The 20,130-nt window shown below is 59.6% G+C and carries 19 protein-coding genes; 9 read left to right on the forward strand and 10 right to left on the reverse strand.

All coding sequences use genetic code 11. The features are described 5' to 3' along the window. The first annotated feature begins 187 nt into the window (after positions 1–187). Positions 188–1,069 carry an ABC transporter permease gene (locus tag WKI41_RS17495; protein WP_340194744.1) on the forward strand — a complete coding sequence of 294 codons (882 nt, stop codon included), beginning with the start codon at positions 188–190 and terminating at the stop codon, positions 1,067–1,069. Continuing rightward, the gene (locus WKI41_RS17500; protein ID WP_340194745.1) at positions 1,066–1,860 is read left to right on the forward strand and encodes an ABC transporter ATP-binding protein; all 795 of its coding nucleotides are present in this window, start codon (positions 1,066–1,068) and stop codon (positions 1,858–1,860) included. The genes WKI41_RS17495 and WKI41_RS17500 overlap by 4 nt, the downstream gene beginning before the upstream one ends. Positions 1,861–2,005: 145 nt before the next feature. Here WKI41_RS17500 and WKI41_RS17505 read toward each other — a convergent pair whose 3' ends face one another. Next, a complete protein-coding gene (locus WKI41_RS17505; protein WP_340194746.1) occupies positions 2,006–2,653 on the reverse strand; it encodes a LysE family translocator in 648 nt (215 codons plus the stop codon). Positions 2,654–2,758: 105 nt separating this feature from the next. Further along, positions 2,759–3,613: an SDR family NAD(P)-dependent oxidoreductase gene (locus WKI41_RS17510; RefSeq protein WP_340194747.1), complete on the reverse strand. Its 855-nt coding sequence runs from the start codon at positions 3,611–3,613 to the stop codon at positions 2,759–2,761. Positions 3,614–3,871: 258 nt separating this feature from the next. Here WKI41_RS17510 and WKI41_RS17515 point away from each other — a divergent pair, with 258 nt between their 5' ends. Continuing rightward, positions 3,872–5,095 (forward strand): argininosuccinate synthase, encoded by a 1,224-nt coding sequence (locus WKI41_RS17515; RefSeq protein ID WP_306934551.1) that lies wholly within the window; start codon positions 3,872–3,874, stop codon positions 5,093–5,095. Between the two features lie 60 nt (positions 5,096–5,155). Here WKI41_RS17515 and WKI41_RS17520 read toward each other — a convergent pair whose 3' ends face one another. Further along, positions 5,156–5,623, reverse strand: a complete 468-nt coding sequence (locus WKI41_RS17520; RefSeq protein ID WP_340194841.1) for a MarR family winged helix-turn-helix transcriptional regulator — start codon at positions 5,621–5,623, stop codon at positions 5,156–5,158. 184 nt (positions 5,624–5,807) lie between these two features. Here WKI41_RS17520 and WKI41_RS17525 point away from each other — a divergent pair, with 184 nt between their 5' ends. The 4 genes from WKI41_RS17525 (at position 5,808) to ppa (ending at position 11,461) form a co-directional block, all read left to right on the forward strand. Further along, positions 5,808–7,874, forward strand: coding sequence for a M3 family metallopeptidase (locus WKI41_RS17525; protein WP_340194748.1), 2,067 nt, complete (start codon positions 5,808–5,810; stop codon positions 7,872–7,874). Positions 7,875–8,143: 269 nt separating this feature from the next. Beyond that, positions 8,144–9,964, forward strand: coding sequence for a translational GTPase TypA (gene typA / locus WKI41_RS17530; RefSeq protein WP_340194749.1), 1,821 nt, complete (start codon positions 8,144–8,146; stop codon positions 9,962–9,964). 211 nt (positions 9,965–10,175) lie between these two features. Continuing rightward, complete coding sequence (locus WKI41_RS17535; RefSeq protein ID WP_340194750.1) at positions 10,176–10,682, forward strand: GNAT family N-acetyltransferase; 507 nt, start codon at positions 10,176–10,178, stop codon at positions 10,680–10,682. Positions 10,683–10,927: 245 nt separating this feature from the next. Continuing rightward, positions 10,928–11,461 carry an inorganic diphosphatase gene (gene ppa, locus WKI41_RS17540; protein ID WP_340194751.1) on the forward strand — a complete coding sequence of 178 codons (534 nt, stop codon included), beginning with the start codon at positions 10,928–10,930 and terminating at the stop codon, positions 11,459–11,461. Positions 11,462–11,463: 2 nt separating this feature from the next. On the opposite strand, the gene WKI41_RS17545 is transcribed toward ppa, so the two are convergent. The 7 genes from WKI41_RS17545 to hemC form a co-directional block, all read right to left on the reverse strand. Next, positions 11,464–11,775, reverse strand: a complete 312-nt coding sequence (locus tag WKI41_RS17545) for a DUF167 family protein (RefSeq protein ID WP_340194842.1) — start codon at positions 11,773–11,775, stop codon at positions 11,464–11,466. Next, on the reverse strand, positions 11,775–12,089 hold the full coding sequence (locus tag WKI41_RS17550; protein WP_340194752.1) for a YggT family protein: 315 nt from the start codon (positions 12,087–12,089) through the stop codon (positions 11,775–11,777). Before WKI41_RS17550 ends, WKI41_RS17545 begins: the two co-directional genes overlap by 1 nt. A 259-nt stretch (positions 12,090–12,348) precedes the next feature. Next, a complete protein-coding gene (locus tag WKI41_RS17555) occupies positions 12,349–12,840 on the reverse strand; it encodes a TerB family tellurite resistance protein (protein WP_340194753.1) in 492 nt (163 codons plus the stop codon). A 26-nt stretch (positions 12,841–12,866) separates the two neighbouring features. Then, complete coding sequence (locus WKI41_RS17560) at positions 12,867–14,654, reverse strand: heme biosynthesis protein HemY (RefSeq protein ID WP_340194754.1); 1,788 nt, start codon at positions 14,652–14,654, stop codon at positions 12,867–12,869. 3 nt (positions 14,655–14,657) lie between these two features. Continuing rightward, entirely contained in the window at positions 14,658–16,142 is a 1,485-nt protein-coding gene (locus WKI41_RS17565; RefSeq protein ID WP_340194755.1) for a COG4223 family protein, read from the reverse strand. A gap of 132 nt (positions 16,143–16,274) precedes the next feature. After that, positions 16,275–17,033, reverse strand: a complete 759-nt coding sequence (locus WKI41_RS17570; RefSeq protein ID WP_340194756.1) for a uroporphyrinogen-III synthase — start codon at positions 17,031–17,033, stop codon at positions 16,275–16,277. Positions 17,034–17,036: 3 nt separating this feature from the next. After that, the gene (gene hemC / locus WKI41_RS17575; protein WP_340194757.1) at positions 17,037–17,966 is read right to left on the reverse strand and encodes a hydroxymethylbilane synthase; all 930 of its coding nucleotides are present in this window, start codon (positions 17,964–17,966) and stop codon (positions 17,037–17,039) included. Positions 17,967–18,038: 72 nt separating this feature from the next. On the opposite strand from hemC, the gene tsaD reads away from it, so the two are divergent. Together tsaD and WKI41_RS17585 are read left to right on the forward strand one after the other, a co-directional pair. Continuing rightward, the gene (tsaD, locus tag WKI41_RS17580; RefSeq protein WP_340194758.1) at positions 18,039–19,136 is read left to right on the forward strand and encodes a tRNA (adenosine(37)-N6)-threonylcarbamoyltransferase complex transferase subunit TsaD; all 1,098 of its coding nucleotides are present in this window, start codon (positions 18,039–18,041) and stop codon (positions 19,134–19,136) included. Continuing rightward, positions 19,133–20,122, forward strand: a complete 990-nt coding sequence (locus WKI41_RS17585; protein WP_340194759.1) for an NAD(P)H-dependent glycerol-3-phosphate dehydrogenase — start codon at positions 19,133–19,135, stop codon at positions 20,120–20,122. The genes tsaD and WKI41_RS17585 overlap by 4 nt, the downstream gene beginning before the upstream one ends. Positions 20,123–20,130: the final 8 nt, after the last annotated feature.

Consider the following 20,130-nt stretch of genomic DNA (forward strand, 5'->3'; position numbering starts at 1 on the left):
ACTTGGCCTTCAGTCATCCTCGGCCTTGCGCCGAGGATCCAGTTCTGGATGGTCGGGTCAAGCCCGATCGTGACGATAGCAACGTTTAGGCCTTCATCATTCCCAATCGAGAGTGCCGCCGACGAGCGGCACTCTTGCTCTATCGACCCGGCGAAACATCCGGTCGAAAAACCCAAGGACTTCTGTCGTGAGCCAAATCGCCTTCTGGGGTGCCGTCGAACTGGGGCTGGTCTTCGCCTTCGTCGCAATCGGCGTTTATCTCGCCTTTCGGGTGCTCGATTTTCCCGACCTGACTGTTGATGGCTCCTTTCCGCTCGGCGCTGCCGTGGCGGCGGTGCTGATCATTGCCGGTCTTAACCCCTGGCTTGCGACAGGTGTTGCGATGATTGCCGGCGCCTGCGCCGGTATGGTCACGGCACTGTTGAATGTCCGCTTCAAGATCCTCAATCTCCTCGCCTCGATCCTGACGATGATTGCGCTGTTCTCGGTCAATCTGCGCGTGATGGGCAAACCGAATGTCGCACTGCTGAACCAGGAAACGGTTATCGAGCCCTTCTATGGTCTTGGCGTGTCCGACTATCTGGTGCGCCCGCTCTTCGTTGGTCTGCTGGTGATCGTTGCCGTCATCCTCGTGTGGCGCTTTCTGGAAAGCGATGCGGGACTTGCCATGCGTGCCACCGGTGCGAATGCCCGAATGGCCCGCGCTCAGGGGGTGAAGACCGGCAACCAGATCTATCTCGGCATGGCACTCTCCAACGCGCTTGTCGCTCTCGGCGGCGCGCTCTTTGCCCAGACCAACGGTTTTGCCGATGTGACGTCCGGTGTCGGCACCATCGTCGTCGGCCTTGCCGCCGTCATCATCGGCGAGACGCTGTTCGGTTCGCGCGGCATTCTGATTGCGCTGATCGGCTGCGTCTTCGGTTCGATCGCCTATCGCCTCGCCATCCAGCTCGCACTTTCCAGCGACGCGCTTGGTCTTAAGGCGTCCGACCTCAACTTCGTCACCGCCGTATTGGTGGCTGTCGCCCTTATCCTGCCGCGCCTGCGCCGTGGAGGAGCCGCATCATGATTTCGCTATCCGATATCCAGGTCATCTTTGGCAAAGGAACACCGCTGCAGAAGCAGGCGCTGTCCAAGCTCAATCTCACCATCGAAAACGGCTCCTTCGTCACCGTCATCGGCTCCAATGGTGCCGGCAAGTCCACGCTTCTCGGCGTGCTGGCGGGCGATGTACTGCCAAGCGCTGGCAAGGTGACAATCAGCGGCGTGGATGTGACACGCAAGCCGACCGCCAGCCGTGCGGGCCAGGTGGCGCGCGTCTTCCAGGATCCGTTGGCCGGAAGCTGCGGCGCGCTGACCATCGAGGAAAATCTGGCACTTGCCGCTGCCCGCGGCAAGGTGCGCGGTCTGCTACCGGCACTCGGCGGTGGACGTCGCGCTTTCTTCCAGGACCGCATCGCCTCGCTTGGCCTTGGGCTGGAAAACCGGTTGAAGGACCGCATGGATCTTCTCTCCGGCGGTCAACGCCAGGCGGTGTCGCTCGTCATGGCGACGCTTGCCAGTTCCGATGTGCTGCTGCTTGACGAACATACCGCAGCACTTGACCCTGGCATGGCAGAGTTCGTCATGGAGCTTACCCGCAAGGTGGTGGAGGAGCGCAAGCTCACCACGCTGATGGTGACACACTCCATGCGTCAGGCGCTGGACTATGGCGATCGCACCATCATGCTGCATGCGGGTGAAGTGGTTCTCGATGTGTCGGGCGAAAGCCGCAAGGACTTGCAGGTGGAAGATCTGATCGAGATGTTCCGCAAGATTCGCGGGCAGACGCTCGACGATGACGAGTTGCTGATCGGCTAAAGCATGTCGCGCAAAAGTGGTCACCGGTTTTGCGGCAACGACATGCGACAAAACAAGGACTTAAAGCGTAAGGAGCGAATCTGAAAGATCGTGACACGCTTTAAGAAAAAAGGCGCCGCGAAGGCGCCTTTTTCGTATCCGCTTGTTACTTCGCCTGCGTCAGAAAAATCTTCACGGCAAAAAGCGAAAAGACGCCGGCAATGGTGTAATCCAGTCCGCGCAGGACCTTGCGATTGCGCTGTAGCCAGTCCGAAAGCGAGTCCGCCGCAACGACGATGCCGATGCCGATCGGCAGTGCGACGACGATTGACCAGAGACCAAGGAAGATCAGCTTGCCGGTCACATGCGGATCGGATGCCGTGACGAATTGCGGCAGGAAGGTCATGAAGAAGATGATGACCTTGGGATTGAGCAGGTTGACCCACAGCCCGTTGATCAACGCCGACGCCATCGAGGCTTCAGCCTTCTGTTCCTTGGGGCGCTCCATGACGAAGTTGGAGCCGTGGCGGATGGCCTGGATGGCAAGCCAGACGAGATAGGCGGCACCGCCCGTCTTCAACACCATGAAGGCTGTCGGTGACGCAACGATGAGGGCTGCTACGCCAAAGGCGACCAGCAGCGTGTGGACGGTTATGCCGAGATTGGTGCCCACCAGCGTCATGAAGCCCGCCTTCCGGCCTTCTCGAAGCGAGCGGCTGATCCAGAGCGTCATGTCCGGACCGGGCGTTACTGCCAGCACAAGGATGGCGATGGTGAAGGCGATCAGCGTTGGCAGGCTCGGAATGAAGTCCACGGTGGTACCATCCAAAACGGAGTGAGTTGCTTACTCATAACGCCGTTTCGCGAGCCTGCCAATCGCCTCTTCACGCAACGTGATGAGAGCTTCCTCGTCAGCCGATCAACTGTTCAGAAAGGATTTGAAACCCTCGGCATAATCCGCGTGCCAGCGCGACAGCGGCGGGCGGTTCTGGACAATGTCATTGGCCGCCCAGAGAATGCGTTTCTCATCGGTTATTCGATCCACCTCGTTGTCGGGGCACAGAATATAAAAGTCGCCTCTGCCGATGCTTTCCAGCATGAAGTCGACCGTCTGTTCCGGCGTCCAGGCCCCATCCGGCTTTTGTGTCCTGTCGCCTGCCGTCAGCCCGGTGAAGACGAAGCCGGGGATGAGCAGATGCGCCGAGATCGAGCCTTTGTCGGAATTGCGCAGCTCATGCTGAAGCGCTTCAGTAAAGGCCTTCACGCCTGCCTTAGAGAGATTATAGGCAGGATCACCCGGTGGCGTGGTGATGCCCTGCTTGGAGCCGGTGTTGATGATCAGGCCCGGCTCTCCGTGCGAGAGCATTCCTGGACCGAAAACACGCGCACCGTTGACGACGCCCATAAGATTGACGCCAAGAACCTTGTCCCAGTTGGCCTGCGGGCCGAAAAGGGCGCTGCCCGGCTGGACGCCGGCATTGTTCATCAGCATGTGCACACGGCCAAAGCGCTGGATCACGGCTCTCTCCAGGGCTTCGAGTTCGTCGAGCTTTGAGACGTCTGTCGGAATGGCGACGATTTTTGCCGCGCCGTCCTCTATAGTTGCGGCAATCTCGCTTTCGGCTGCTCGCAATTTCTCTCCGTCGAGATCGACCAGCACGACGCTCATGCCAAAGCTGGCGAACTTGCGTGCCGCGGCAAGTCCAATACCGGAAGCGGCACCGGTGATGACGGCAACATTTTCCTTTTCAAATGCGGGATGAAATGTCGACATTGGTTTCTCCTTCTCAGGGCCGTGTTTTTCAGACGACGGTGGCACCTTATGCAACCAAGCGCCTCTCAGGCGCGCTGATGAATTCTGGCGTTTTTCGTGTCTCGATCACGTGACAAGTGTTCAGACTAGCAAAGTGTTCCCGCGCCCGATCCGCTTCCATTATCTCTTGCGTGTGCCGCCAAACTCGCTAAAAGTGCCGCAATCCCAAGGAAAGGCGAGGCTTCACGCGATCGCCGGTTATGCAAATGGATTTGACGAATGGCACTCCCGAAAGACGTTAAGAAAGTCGTTCTCGCCTATTCCGGCGGTCTCGATACCTCGATCATCCTGAAGTGGCTCCAGACCGAACTCGGCGCGGAAGTCGTGACGTTTACCGCCGACCTCGGCCAGGGCGAAGAGCTTGAGCCTGCGCGCAAGAAGGCAGAGATGCTCGGCATCAAGGAAATCTTCATCGAGGATGTCCGCGAGGAGTTCGTTCGCGATTTCGTCTTCCCGATGTTCCGCGCCAATGCCGTCTATGAAGGCGTCTACCTGCTCGGCACGTCGATTGCCCGCCCGCTGATTTCCAAGCACCTGATCGAAATCGCCAAGAAGACCGGTGCCGATGCGATTGCCCATGGCGCGACCGGCAAGGGCAACGACCAGGTTCGCTTCGAGCTTTCCGCTTACGCGCTGAACCCGGATATCAAGATCATCGCGCCGTGGCGTGACTGGACCTTCAAGAGCCGTACGGATCTCCTGAACTTTGCCGAACAGCACCAGATCCCGGTTGCCAAGGACAAGAAGGGCGAAGCGCCGTTCTCCGTCGATGCCAACCTGCTGCACTCGTCCTCCGAAGGCAAGGTTCTGGAAGACCCGGCACAGGAAGCCCCGGAATATGTGCATATGCGCACCATTTCTCCGGAAGCTGCACCCGACAAGGCAACCGTCATCAAGGTTGGTTTCCGTAAGGGCGATGCCTGCTCGATCAACGGCGTTGAAATGTCGCCTGCGACGCTTCTCAAGACGCTGAACGATTATGGCCGCGACAATGGCATCGGTCGTCTCGACCTGGTGGAAAACCGCTTCGTCGGCATGAAGAGCCGCGGCGTCTACGAAACCCCCGGCGGCACGATCCTGCTTGCAGCCCACCGTGCCATCGAATCCATCACGCTCGACCGCGGTGCAGCGCACCTCAAGGACGAGCTGATGCCGCGTTACGCCGAGCTGATCTATTACGGCTTCTGGTTCTCGCCGGAGCGCGAAATGCTGCAGGCCTTGATCGACAAGAGCCAGGAGCATGTGGAAGGCGAAGTGACGCTGAAGCTCTATAAGGGCAATGTCATGGTCACCGGTCGTGAGAGCGCCAAGTCGCTCTATTCCGATAAGCTCGTCACTTTCGAAGACGACCAGGGCGCCTACGACCAGAAGGACGCGGCTGGCTTCATCAAGCTCAACGCGCTGCGTTTGCGCACGCTCGCAAAGCGTAACCTCGGCAAGTAATTTTGCTTGTGATACGACGTGTCAAAGCCCCGTTCGCGGGGCTTTTTTATTGCTTTCGGCTCAGCCTTCCGTTCGGCTCTTATCCATCGCAGCGGTGTGGAGGTTCTTCTGCACGACGGAAAGCAGCGCGTGGAAGCGTTCCACGTCTTCTCTGCCGAACCCTTCGGTCGCTTGGGCCATCAGGCCATCCACCTCCTCTCGGACCGATCTCAGCATCTCAGTGGAGCTTTCGGTGAGGTAGATGCACTTCGACCGGCGGTCGTCCGGGTTGGGGCGGCGCTCTACGAGGTCGAGCGATTCCAGCTTGTCGAGATAGGTACAGACCGTCATTGGTTCGAGACCGATGCGGGCGGCAATGTCAGCCTGTTTGGCGCCGTCAATGGCGGCGACCGTCAGGAGCGCGCGGGCTTCGCCGGGCGTCAGCCCAAGGCCGGCAGTGGCGATACGTCGCTCGAAAACGCTATTGAGGAATCGGGCGCTGCTGTTGAGCAGAAAGGCCAGCGGTTCTCGTTCGGGATTGGATGTCATCAAACAGGTGCTTTTCATTAGAACTCTTCTACTTTGTGACAATTTCTGCCTTTGCATGCAATCGGACGAAAGAAGAATTCGTTCCGCACGTCGGTTGGCATTGGCCTTCTCGACGTTGGATATTGAAAGCTTGTGGGCGGCATGCCCATATGGCTGGCAATCACATCTGCATGAGGACATCACCATGACATCAACGATCGCGCATTATTCCGCTCTGACCGATTGGAACGGGAAAAACGGCCTGCCGCGTTTCGATGCCGTCAAGGATGAGGATTTTGCCGGCGCGTTCGATGCGGCCCTTGCCGCCCATGATGCGGAGATCGATGCGATTGCGGAAAACACGGAGGCGCCGAGCTTCGCCAATACGGTGATTGCGCTTGAAATTGCCGGTGACGAGCTATCGCGCGTGTCCGCACTGTTCTGGAACAAGGCGGGTGCGCACACCAATCCTCAGATTCAGGCGCTGGAGCGCGAGATCGCGCCGAAAATGTCGCGCCATTATTCGCGCATCGGCATGAATGAGGCGCTGTTCAAACGCATCGATACCCTGTGGGAAAAGCGCGAGACGCTTGGGCTTACCCATGAGGAACTGCGTGTTCTGGAGCGCCACTGGAAGGGCTTCGTGCGCGCAGGTGCGAAACTGCCAAAGCCGGAGCAGGAGCGTTTGGCCGCAATCAACGAACAACTGGCGGGCCTCGGCGCCAACTTCGGTCAGAATGTGCTGGCGGATGAAAAGAACTGGAAGCTCATCTTGTCCTCGGATGAAGAACTTGCCGGTATTCCAGGGTTCCTTCGTGATGCCATGGCGGGTGCTGCCAAGGAGCATGGCGAAGAGGACAAGTTTGCGGTGACGCTGTCGCGCTCGATCATCGAGCCGTTCCTGACCTTTTCCGAGCGTCGCGATCTGCGCGAACAGGCCTTCAAGGCTTGGGTGGCGCGCGGCGAAAATGGCGGCGAGACCAACAATCGCGACATCGTCAAGAACACGCTGGCGCTGCGCGAGGAGAAGGCAAAGCTCCTCGGTTACGACAGCTTCGCGGCCTACAAGCTGGACGACACCATGGCGAAGACGCCGGATGCGGTGAACGGCCTTCTTACAGAGGTCTGGGAGAAGGCGGTTGCGCGTGCCGGAGAGGAAGAAGCAGAGCTTGCTGAGATGATCGCCGACGAGGGCAAGAACCATGACGTCATGCCCTGGGATTGGCGCTATTATGCCGAGAAGCTGAGAGCGAAGCGCTTCAATTTCTCCGAGACCGAGCTGAAGCCCTATCTGCAGTTGGAAAAGATCATCGAGGCCTGCTTCGATGTCGCGACCCGTCTCTTCGGCATTCATGCCGTCGAACTGAAAGACGTGAAGGCCTATCATCCTGATGTGCGCACCTTCGAAATTCGCGATGCCAATGGCGAATTGAAGGCGATGTTCCTCGGCGATTACTTCGCCCGGCCGTCCAAGCGCTCGGGCGCCTGGATGAGTTCATTCCAGTCGCAGCATAAGCTGCCGCTGAAAAATGGCACAGTCGGCGAGTTGCCGATCATCTACAACGTCTGCAACTTCGCCAAGCCATCCGCAGGCAAGCCTGCACTCCTGTCGCTCGACGATGCGCGCACACTATTCCACGAGTTCGGCCACGCGCTGCACGGCATGATGTCGAACGTCACCTATCCGTCGGTCTCAGGTACGGGCGTATCGCGCGACTTCGTCGAACTGCCGTCACAGCTTTACGAGCACTGGCTGACGGTGCCGGAAATCCTCGAAAAATACGCCCTGCATTATGAAACGGGTGAGCCGATGCCGAAGGCGCTGCTCGACAAGGTGCTGGCGGCGCAGACGTTCAATGCCGGTTTCAACACCGTCGAGTTCACCTCTTCGGCGCTCGTCGACATGGCGTTCCACACCCGCGGCCCGGTGGACGATCCGATGGCGGTGCAGGCAGAGGTGCTGTCTTCGCTCCACATGCCGAAGTCGATCACCATGCGCCACGCCACGCCGCACTTCCAGCATGTGTTTTCCGGTGACGGTTATTCGGCCGGCTACTATTCCTATATGTGGTCGGAAGTGCTGGATGCCGATGCTTTCGAGGCTTTCGAAGAAACGGGAAATCCCTTCGATCCTGAAACGGCGCGCAAGCTTCTCGAGAATGTCTATTCCGTTGGCGGCGCGGTCGATCCGGAGGAAACCTACAAGGCCTTCCGCGGCAAGATGCCGAGCCCGGAGGCCATGCTGAAGAAGCGCGGACTGGTGGCGGCTTAAAAGCGGTTGCGCAAAGCGAGACGCCGTTTCGCGACGCCGGCACGCCGTCGGGTAATGGGTTGAAGCGGGAGGAGCCGATCTGAAGGATCGCACCCGCTTCAACCTTAAAAGCGCGCAAAAACCTGTCACACATCTCTGATACGGCGTTTTCGCAAGGGGCTTATGTCACAAGCCCCCCTTTCGCATTTGCAAAAAAAAGGTTATGAGCCCGCCAAACTAAATTGGCGCATCCCATACGATCAGCGCCCCAACCTCAGAGATATAATCATATGGCCCTTCGCAACATCGCGATCATCGCGCACGTTGACCATGGAAAAACGACACTGGTCGACGAGCTTTTGAAGCAGTCTGGTTCGTTCCGCGACAACCAGCGCGTTGCCGAGCGTGTTATGGATAGCAACGATCTGGAAAAGGAACGCGGCATCACCATTCTCGCCAAGGCGACTTCGGTCGAGTGGAAGGGTGTTCGCATCAACATCGTCGACACCCCCGGCCACGCCGACTTCGGTGGTGAAGTCGAGCGTATTCTCTCCATGGTGGACGGCGCCATCGTTCTGGTCGACAGCTCCGAAGGCCCGATGCCGCAGACGAAGTTCGTCGTCTCCAAGGCGCTCAAGGTTGGTCTTCGTCCGATCGTCGCGATCAACAAGATCGACCGTCCGGATGGCCGCCATGAGGAAGTCATCAACGAAGTCTTCGACCTTTTCGCCAACCTCGACGCCACCGACGAGCAGCTGGACTTCCCGATCCTTTACGGCTCCGGTCGTGATGGCTGGATGAACGTCAACCCGGAAGGTCCGAAGGATCAGGGTCTGGCACCGCTTCTCGATCTGGTTCTTGAGCATGTTCCGGAGCCGAAGGTTGAAGAAGGTCCGTTCCGCATGATCGGTACGATCCTCGAGGCCAACAACTTCCTCGGCCGCATCATCACCGGTCGTATCGCTTCCGGCTCGATCAAGCCGAACCAGGCCGTCAAGGTTCTGGGCCAGGATGGCAAGACCATCGAAACCGGTCGTATTTCGAAGATCCTCGCCTTCCGCGGCATCGAGCGCACCGCGATCGAAGAAGCCCATGCGGGCGACATAGTTGCCATTGCCGGTCTTTCCAAGGGTACCGTCGCCGACACGTTCTGCGATCCTTCGGTGACTGAAGCCATGACCGCGCAGCCGATCGACCCGCCGACGGTGACCATGTCCTTCATCGTCAATGACAGCCCGCTGGCTGGCACCGAAGGCGACAAGGTCACGAGCCGCGTCATTCGCGACCGTCTGCTCAAGGAAGCCGAAGGCAACGTCGCTCTGAAGATCGAAGAAGCCGAAGGCAAGGACTCGTTCTTCGTCTCCGGTCGTGGCGAATTGCAGCTCGCGGTTCTGATCGAAACCATGCGTCGCGAAGGCTTCGAGCTTGCCGTGTCGCGTCCGCGCGTCGTGATGCACAAGGATGAGAACGGCACCCTGTTGGAGCCGATCGAAGAAGTCGTCATCGACGTCGATGAAGAGCATTCCGGTGTCGTCGTTCAGAAGATGTCCGAGCGCAAGGCTGAAATGGCCGAGCTTCGTCCTTCCGGTGGCAACCGCGTTCGTCTGAAGTTCTACGCTCCGACCCGTGGCCTGATCGGATACCAGTCGGAACTCTTGACCGACACGCGCGGTACGGCGATCATGAACCGTCTGTTCCACGATTATCAGCCCTTCAAGGGTCAGATCGCTGGTCGCGTCAACGGCGTTCTCCTGTCCAACGGTTCTGGCGAGGCCGTCGCTTACGCCATGTTCAACCTGGAAGACCGTGGTCCGATGATCATCGAACCGGGTGAAAAGGTCTATGCCGGCATGATCATCGGCATTCACACCCGTGACAACGATCTCGAAGTCAACGTGCTGAAGGGCAAGCAGCTCACCAACATCCGCGCCGCTGGCAAGGATGAAGCCGTGAAGCTGACGCCGCCGATCCGCATGACGCTCGACCGCGCTCTGTCCTGGATCCAGGACGACGAGCTGATGGAAGTGACGCCGAAGTCGCTACGTCTTCGCAAGCTGCATCTCGATCCGAACGATCGCAAGCGCTTCGAAAAGGCCAAGCTGGCTGGCTGATCGCCGCTTGATTAACCACATTTTGAGAAACCCGGTTCGAGCATCCCTCGATCCGGGTTTTTCTTTGTCTGCGCGAATCGGCCTGCTTGTCTCATTGGTAAAAAAAGCGTTAATCTTTCACTCGTCGTCCACATGATTAGGCTGTGGGTAAGCTTCCCGCCGTTAACCTTTATGGCTGGTAAGTTTTCATGGCCGGGGCCAGAATCGCGTTATGAAAACGTTATCCATCGATGTTCGCCGGGCTGAACCGGAAGACGCTCGCGCTATTGCGCAGACGCATCGGCTGTCCTGGGAACAGGCATATTCGGGGCTTATACCCCACAAGCCGCTCTGGCAGATGCTGGATCGTCGCGGTGAGGACTGGTGGCGCCGTGCTGCCCGCGGCTCTGCCACGCTGCTGGTGGTCGAAGTGGCAGGTGTGATCGCTGGCTACACGACGCTTGGCCTCAACCGCGCCCGCGGACTTCCCTATGATGGCGAGATCTACGAGCTTTATCTGCGCCCGGAATATCAGGGCATCGGCCTGGGTACCGTTCTTTTCAAAGAGGGACGTCGTCTGTTGAAGTCGCTCGGCTGCAACGGCGTCGTCGCGTGGTGCCTGGAGGACAGCGATGTCGCCAGCCGCTTCTTCCGCTCGCATGGCGGCAAGGATATTGCCGAAGGCATGGAAGACTTCGCCGACAAACAATTGCGCAAGATCGGTTTTGCCTGGCGCTAAGCAAGTTCGCGACGCCCACGCTTTCTTCGCGCAGATGAGAATGGCTGGATTGGCCTGATCTTGATACCGATCCACGGCAGGTATTAAAACTTCTCGTCCGTTGTTTCTTGTAAGCGTCTCAATCCTTTAACCAGCGCCCATTCTTGGTTCTACAAAAGCGCCCGGCTTGCGGCGGGCGATGTTGCAATAATGCGGCTTTCCCAGTATCGAGGAGCAATCTCAACTCACCGAAATAAGGAAAGAGTATGCGTATTGATGCAATCTCCGTCGGCAAGAACCCGCCTGAAGACGTCAATGTGATCGTTGAAGTGCCGGTCGGCGGCCATCCTATCAAGTACGAGATGGATAAGGATGCAGGCGCACTGATCGTCGATCGCTTCCTCTACACGCCAATGACCTATCCGGGCAATTACGGCTTCGTGCCGCACACGCTGTCCGAAGATGGCGATCCGATCGATGTGTTGATCTGTAATACCCGCCCGCTGGTGCCTGGCTGCGTCATCAATGTTCGCCCGATCGGCGTGATGATCATGGAAGATGATGGCGGCAAGGACGAAAAGATCCTCGCAGTTCCAGCGCCGAAGCTGACCCAGCGTTACGACAAGGTCAAGAACTACACCGACCTGCCGGAAATCACACTGAAGCAGATCGAGCATTTCTTCGAGCACTACAAGGATCTGGAACCCGGCAAGTGGGTGAAGATGGGCGGCTGGCAGGATGTCGACGTTGCCAAGAAGCTGATCCTCGAAGCCGTCGAGCGCTACAAGGCTCAGGGCTGAGTTCAGCCCAACACCGTCTTGAGTTTTAAGATGATCTCCTCCGGTTCGCCTTCGAGCCGGAGGATTTTTTTACGCGATGTTTCGCCTGAGACGAAGCTGATCGAGGATTTGGCGATCTTGAGCGTCTTCGACAGAAGCGCAATCAGCGCCTTGTTCGCTTTTCCATCCTCAGGCACAGCGGTAACGCGGGCTTTCAGGTAAGCCTGCCCTTCGGCATCCTGCTCTAGGCCGTCGATCGCGTCACGCCCGCCAGAGGGCGTGAGCCGGACCCTCAGCTCTACGTGTTGCTGAGCGGCTTTCCAGGGATGCGAGATCACATGAAGAGCGAGATCAGGAAGGGTCTGATCGGGTTCGCGATGATCATCTGCAAGAAGACGATGCCGAGCAGCACGACGAGCGGCGACAGATCAATGCCGCCCATGTTCGGGAGAACGCGACGGATCGGGCGCAGGACCGGCTCGGTGGCATGATAGAGGAAGCTGCCGATCGAGTTGACGAACTGATTGGAGGAGTTGATGACATTGAATGCGTAGAGCCATGAGAAAATGGCGCTGGCGATCAATATCCACCAGTAGATCTGCAGCGCCAATAATATGACCGTAATCACTGCGTCAATAATGCCTACCATCAATGTCTCCTATGTTGTTGGCAGACATTTAGACATTACCACATGAGCCGACAAGTACCGTCACACGGAAGTGCGCGTTTAGGAATACGGTTGCCTTAGCGGCCTCTTTCCAAGGTGGGTAAAAAGCTGACGACTGATATCGGCTTTGCCTGACCTCGAAAGTATGCCGCGGTCTTTCATATCCGCTTCTCACGCTTGTTGCGTTGGGTCGCCGCGTGTCGTTATCGCAAAACCTCTTCATACCGTCGCGCGGAATGCTTCAGATCGCGTCAGCCTCGGCCTCATCGTGACCGTCGGTGTGCTTGTGGCCTTCCACCTGCTGGCGCTGGAGGACGCGATCACGGACGGAAACACCAAGAAGCTCGGCAATGCGCCAGATGACGTTGTCTTCCATCTCGTTGCGCTCGCCATCAGCATAGACGATATCCCAGAGGATGCCGATGAGTTCGACGCGTTCCTGTTCGTTCAGATGGCGGCGAATGTCAGTGGTGAAGCGATAGTAATCGACCGCCTCTTTTCCGGCCTCCTGTCCCGCATCCATCAGTGCGTCGAGCTTGCCGGAACTGAGATCATAATGCTCCTGCAGCAATTCGCGCAGGCGCTGGCGCTCTACCTTGGATACCGTTCCGTCCGCTTCCATCACCTGAAAGCAAAGGGCAGCGATAGCGACACGCAGGTCATCGGGCGGAAAATCGCGAGACGTATCGCTATTCGTCAGGCTTTGAAAGAAGGACTGGATACGTTCGAGCATGGCTCTCCTTGAGCGTCAATGACGCCTTAAAACAGATTGAGGCGGTTTTTTTCGTCCGTCGTGGCAGGGGTTTTCTTCACGCCCGGATCATCCGGCAGGCCGCCATAGAAGGGAACGGGTTCATCGCCATTTTCGGCAGCTGTAGTTTTCTGTGCGGGTGGTTTGGACACTGGAGTTGTCTGGACTATGGGCTTGACGGGTTCCGCAAGGGGCGCGCCCTCTGCTTTTTTAACGCCAGGATCATCCGGCGCGCCACCGAAGAAGGGTACGACTTCCTCTGTCTTTGCCGAGGAGGCCGGTTGCGGCGGCTGGCTTGGTTGAACCTTGGGCTTCGGTGTCTCGATCACAGGCTTGACCGGGGTCCTCGTCTCGACTCTGGGCTCGACCTTTGTTTCGACATGTGGCGTCGGCTGGGCCTTTACCGGAACCGGGATTTCGATGATCCGCTCGCGGATTTCCGGCTGCGCCACGTCAGGCAGGGATGCAAGCGCATTGTCGACGCTCACATCTTCCACCGGGCCTTCCAATTGGCCGAAGGGGGCTTTCCATTCGAAGGCATCGAGACGTCCGGAGACTGGCGAAACAGGATGCCATTTTTCCGAAACGATGCCGTCCGCGACCCAGGCCGGATCACGCGGCGCACGCAACGCCTGCGCCATCCAGTGGCGAACGCGACCCTGATCACCGCTTTCGGCTTCTTCGATGTCGGCCAGCAGAAGGAAGATGCTCTCGCGTGGTGCAATGCGGGCTGCAGCCTGGGCTTTTGATCTCGCCTTGTCGAAGTCCTGTGCAGCCAACGCTGCCTGCGCCACGGCAAAAAGCGACTCGATATTGTTGGGCTTCAGGCTCTCCAGCCGCTCGGCACGCTTCAGTCTGTCGATGGCCGTGTCGCCGCTGCGGGCGCGAACATAAAGCTCGGCAATCTGCGGATGCGGTTCGGCCCTCCAGACAGGCTCCAGAATGGCCGCTGCCTTGCGCAGGTTGTCTTCGCGCAGATAGGATTTTGCAGCGACAAGTGCGGCCGGGACGAGCGCTTTCGCGAGCTTAAGGGCGGCTTTCGCATCCTCGCGTGCAGCTTTCGGATCGCTTTCGAACTTTTCCTCCGCCTTTGCCGTCAGAAGCACGGCCTTGAGGCGCTCGGCTTCGCCGCGCTCGATCACGTGGGCAGCCTTCTGCTGGTCGAGCAAGCGGATCGCGTCATCCCATTCGCCGCTGCGACATTTGCTTTCGAGCGTCGCTTGCGCTGCCCAAGGCAGGTAGGGCGCGTTTCGCGCTGCATCCTCGGCATATTGAAGGGCGGCTTCATGCGCACCCTGTCGGCGAGCCTCGATATAGAGCCCCCGAAGACCGAGTTCGCGTGTTTCCGGATCGTTTGCCATCGCCTCGAACTTGCGGCGCGCGGCATCATATTTGCCTTCGATCAGATCAGCTTGGGCTTCCAGAAGATGTATCAGAGGCTCCTGATCGGCGCTGAGCAGGCCTTGGGTTCTGGCCGTCATCTTGCGGGCCAGCGTTGCATTGCCGGCGCCGGCCGCGATCAGGCCTGTCGAAAGCGCCTGGTAGCCGCGGTCGCGCTTGCGGGCGCGGAAGTAGCGGCGTGCGGCGTGCGGTGAGTTCCACAGCGTGCTGATCATCCACCACAAAAGCAAGATCGCAGCGATGAGGCCGCCGACAAGCGTTGCGGCGACCATCAGACTCATCTCGATCAGTTGCCCCTGCCAGGTGATAGCGAGAACCCCCGGACGATCCGCCAGCCAGGCAAAGCCGACGGCGATGAGAAGGACGATGACGACGAAGCTAACGATTCTGGTCATGTCTTACCCCTGCTGGCCTGTGCTGCTGACTGCGCGGTTCAATGTGCTGTTGACGAGATCCTCGACTTGAATGCGGGCGTCCAGCGACTTCTTGTAATCGGCTGATGCCGTCTTGGCTGCTTCCGGCAGGGCATCCCATTCCAGCGCCGCACCCTTGAGGTCGCCATTCTGCAGTTTGTCTTCCATGCGGGCGATCTTGGCATCGTCACCTTCGCCCTCGACATTGCCGACAGGGCGCACCTTGACCAGCGACATGGCGCTATCCGCCAGCCGGTCGATGATCCCCTGGTTCGGATCGGTTGGACGAAGGGCCGCCAGCATTGCGTTGGCGACATCGGGGAAACGGCGCACCAGTTCCGCACGTGTTGGCACGCCAGTATTGGCGAAAGGCCGCAGCGACTGGATCGCCGGATCGTCTGGCGTCACCTTGGAGAGCGTATCGAGTTCGGTCAGGAAGGGACCGCCACGATCGATGGCTGCCTTCAGTGCTGCGGAGGCTATGGCACGCGCCACTTCGACATCGTCGCGCGGTTCGTTGATCTTGGTTTCCGCGGCGTCGAGGCGCTGTGTCAGCGAAGCGATCTTCTGGTCATCGGTGGCGCGCCCGGACTGCAAGGTCGAAACCGTGTTCTCAAGCTGCGAAATCTTGGCGCTTGCGTCGCCGCCGGATGCGGTGGAGCTTTCCAGGGCGGCAATGCGCTGCTCGAGCGCAGAGGTATCCCCTGTCTGCGCTTTCGGCGCTTCGGCCATCTGCTGTTGCAGAGAGGCGACCTGGGATTTCAGGGTAGTCAGTTCATCCGACGATGCGCCGCCGGTCGAACTGGATGGCAGGAAGCCAGCATATTGCATGCTGCCGGCAGCCAGAAGTGCAATCAGACCACCAACAATGCCAGCCGCAATCAGGCCGGAATTGCCCTGCGATTTTGGATCGCGCGAAGACGATGTGGCGGCTGCTGATGGCTTGCCCGCCGACGATGCGCTAGAGGTCGTCGATGTCGTCGTCTGCGGCTTGAAGGGGTCGGTCTTTGGAGCGTCCTTGCCAAGGGTGCCGGATGTACCTTTGGCGCTATCAGCAGTGCTGCTTGATGCTGCTGGCGATGTGGTAGTGGCGGCCGATGCTGCTGCGGCTTTCGGTGGTTCCTGCGTGATCGTCGAGTCGGGCTTCGGTGGCGCTTCGTCTTTGCCGGACGCCGCATGCTTGCCGACATTCGGCTCTGGCTCGATTGGCGGTTTCGCCGGCTGATCCCAAACCGGCTTGGGGTTCTCGGCTTTCACGCTTTCCGTGGCGACAGTTGCCGGCTTGATGGCTTCGGAGACTTTTGGCTCTGGCGCTGGCTTTGCCTCACTCGATGTGCTTGTCGTCGTCGTATCCGTAGGAGTAGTCGATGGCTTGGGCGCGCTCACATCCGTCACGTCTTTTGCGTCCAGATCGATGGTGACCGGTTCGGTCTTAGATTTGGAGTGGCGTGGCGGCTTTCCGGATACCATGACAACCTCATATAGTCTTATCTGTTCCTCGGTCGCGGTGGCGACGTACCACCTTTGGGGAAGACGGGGTCGCATGTCGCCACCCCTCAAACCTAGTCAGTGACGGTGGCAAAGGAAAGGGGCGAAAGGGAATTAGGTTCCAGTCACCGTTTCCAGAAGCTGCAACATTGCTTGCTCGCTGGGCAGGGCGCTAGCCATTGCACGACTGCGATGCGGTGTCGGAACGACGTCCAGAACCTTTTCGCTGATGCAGATGAAGTGAGAGGTGGCGAGTGCTGGCGCCAGACCATGCGTCTCGACAAGGTCAAAGAAGATCCGGGCGGTCTCGCGGGAATAAAGGAGAACCGCATCGAGCTTGGGGCCGAGCGCGGCTCGTAAAGCTGGTCCCTCCCACACGACCGGCTGCATCTGATAAATCTCGGCAACGTTCAGCTCGATCGTGCTATTCGTGAGCGTGGTCTCGAAGCCGCCCTCGCGTGGCCGTCCGGCAAGATAGAGTACGCGCGGTGGAGAGCTTTTTACCGCTAATGCTAGCGCGGGGTGTAACAGTGTTGTCTTGACCAGATGCGCGAGTGCCGCTCCATCTCCTTCACCAGTAATGACGGTGTTGAAACCGCGCTCTCTTGCCGCCTGCCCGGTCGCTTCACCCACGGCAAAAAGCGGTCGATCGAGATGGCCGGACAGATCGATGTCGGATGAATCCAGAGCGCGCAAAGCTTCGGCGCTGGTGACGACGATAGCGTTGGGTTGGCGCGTCAGAGCCTCTCTTGTGGCTTCGGCCTTGTGCACCGCTTCGGTCAGAGGCAGCAGGATGGGTTGATGGCCGCGTTGCTGCAAAAGCGTCGCCGTCTTCTGCCCCGAACGGATCGGACGGGTCACGACGACGCGCATGGTTCAGGTCCAACTTTCGAAGAAGCCGGGGCCGGCCGCTTGGCGCACTTTTTCGCCAGCCTGACGTCCGAGCGTTTCGGAATCTGCAAGCTTGCCGGAGACTTCGACGGCATGCTCCGTCTGTCCATCCGGTGTGAGGATGACCCCGTGGAAATGCAGGTCCTCCCCATGACAGGTGGCAAGCCCCGCAATGGGCGTGCGACAGGAGCCGTCGAGCGCTGCGAGAAAGGCGCGTTCGCACATCACCGCATCATAGGTCGGCACGTCATTGATGGCCGAGAGCAAATCCTGAATCCGGCTATCGCCGATGCGACATTCAATGCCGATGGCGCCTTGTGCTGGGGCAGGTGGAAATTCCTTCGGGTCCAGCAGCTCCGTCGGCACATCGTCCTTGTTCAGCCGCTTCAGGCCGGCAAAGGCGAGCAGGGTGGCGTCTGCCTGGCCTTCCGCCAGCTTACGCAGTCTTGTATCGACCAGACCGCGGAAGATGATGACCTCAAGATCTGGGCGTAGACGACGGATGAGCGCCTGACGGCGAAGCGAGGCCGAGCCGACGATGGCCCCGTGCGGCAGTTCGAGGAGGCGAGGTGCGGTTCTGCCGATGAAGGCATCACGCACGTCTTCGCGCGGCAGAAAGGCGCGGAGCTCCAGACCGTCCGGCAGCTTGGTCGCCATGTCCTTGGACGAGTGAACAGCAAAGTCGAGATCGCCGGACAGCAATTGCGCTTCCAGCTCTTCGGTGAACAGGCCCTTGCCGCCGATTTCGGACAGGGGGCGGTCGGTCATGCGGTCGCCCTTGGTCGCGAGCGGCACGATTTCGAACATCTCCGGGGCCAGGTCATGGGCCGCCGCCAGCCGGTCGCGCGTTTCGAACGCCTGCGCCAGTGCCAGCGGGCTACCGCGCGTGCCTATTCGGAAAGGTTTTGTTTGCATCGGCATCTATCCGTTGTTACCGGAGGTGTTCGTACCTAAGTTTCAAAAGCACCGCAATCAACGAACCGGCTGATGACCCCCTTTCTTCGTATCCTCGGCATAGAGACCAGTTGTGACGAAACCGCTGCATCTGTTGTGGTTCGGCATGCTGATGGCCGTGGCGAGATCGTCTCTGACGTCGTTTTGTCGCAGCTGGAAGAACACAGCGCCTATGGTGGCGTGGTACCGGAAATTGCCGCCCGCGCCCATGTGGAAGCCCTCGATACGCTGATCGAGGAAGCGCTCGCCAAGGCGGGCGTGACGCTGGGGCAAGTGGATGCGATTGCCGCTACCTCTGGGCCAGGTCTCATCGGCGGGCTGATCGTCGGGTTGATGACCGGCAAGGCAATCGCGAAGGCTGCGGGCAAGCCGCTTTATGCCATCAACCATCTGGAAGGCCATGCACTGACGGCGCGGCTGACGGACGGGCTCTCCTTTCCCTATCTGATGCTGCTCGTGTCCGGTGGTCATACCCAGCTGATCCTGGTGCGCGGTGTCGGCCAGTATGAGCGCTGGGGAACGACCATCGACGATGCGCTCGGCGAAGCCTTCGACAAGACGGCCAAGCTGCTTGGCCTGCCCTATCCTGGTGGACCGGCGGTCGAGAAGGCGGCGAAGAATGGCAATCCCGATCGCTTCCACTTGCCGCGTCCGATGGCGGGTGAAGTAAGGCTCGATTTTTCCTTTTCCGGTCTGAAGACGGCCGTGCGGCAGGCAGCCACGGCCATCGCCCCACTCACAGATCAGGACATTGCCGATATCTGCGCCTCCTTCCAGAAGGCGGTATCGCGCACATTGCAGGACCGGATCGGGCGCGGGCTTCAGCGTTTTACCGAAACATTCCCCTCCGTCGAGGGTGGACCGGCCCTCGTCGTCGCCGGTGGTGTCGCCGCCAATCAGGAGCTTCGCGGCACCCTGCAGGCGCTCTGCGACAAGCACCGCTTTCGCTTCATCGCGCCGCCGCTTGCGCTTTGCACCGACAATGCCGCGATGATCGCCTGGGCAGGCCTTGAGCGCATGGCGCAAGGCATGGAGCCGGACGGTCTCGACACGCAGCCGCGCTCGCGTTGGCCGCTCGATGCGGATGCGAAGACACTGGTCGGCTTTGGTAAGCGCGGAGCCAAGGCATGAGCAAGCGCGAAACCATCGTCGTCATCGGGTCCGGCGCCTTCGGCACGGCGATTGCGGTGGTGATTGCGCTGGAAAATCGCCATGACGTCACGCTGCTTGGCCGCGATCCGTCCTTGATGGCCGACCTGCAGGCCGATGGCGTGCATGATGCGGCCCTGCCAGGGATCGCGCTTCCCTATGCGCTGAAATATTCCGCCGAACCCGAAGTGCTGCGCAATGCCGGCATCGTGCTGTTCGCCATGCCCTCACAGGCCCAGGCGGACGCGGCGCGCCAATATGGTCCTTACCTGGCTAAGGATGCCGTGGTGATTACCTTGGCGAAGGGGATCGACCGCTCGTCCGGCTTGCTTCTCACACAAGTGCTGGAAGAGGAATTGCCGTCGCATCCCGTCGCCGTGCTCTCAGGGCCGGGCTTTGCCGCCGACATCGCCAAGGGGCTGCCGACAGCCATGGCGGTCGCAGCCAGCGATGCCGCACTTGCCGAGCACCTGGCGCAAACCATTTCCGGACAGACCTTTCGGCTTTATGCCTCGACCGATCGTATTGGCGTGCAGCTTGGTGGCGCGTTGAAGAATGTGCTGGCGATTGCCGCCGGCATCGTCGAAGGGGCGGGGCTGGGTGAATCGGCGCGTGCGGCCTTGATTGCCCGCGGGCTTGCGGAAATGTCGCGGCTTGTCGTTGCCGTCGGCGGACAGGCGGATACGGTGCGCGGGCTTTCCGGTCTTGGCGATCTGGTCCTGACCGCCACCAGCCACCAGTCGCGCAATCTGCGCTTCGGCATATCGCTGGGGCAGGGGGATGCACCCTCGGCCTTTCATGGCGGGCTGGTGGAGGGCGCCTACGCCGCCTCCGTCGCGTCCCGGCTTGCCGCCGACCACAAGATCGACATGCCCGTGACCGATGCCGTTGCGGCGATCATCGAGGGGCGGCTGGACATTCGTACCGCCATGCGACAATTGATGACACGGCCCATCACCACCGAATAGGACTGGGC

Source organism: Agrobacterium larrymoorei (assembly GCF_037722385.1).
Classification (GTDB): Bacteria; Pseudomonadota; Alphaproteobacteria; order Rhizobiales; family Rhizobiaceae; genus Agrobacterium; species Agrobacterium larrymoorei_C.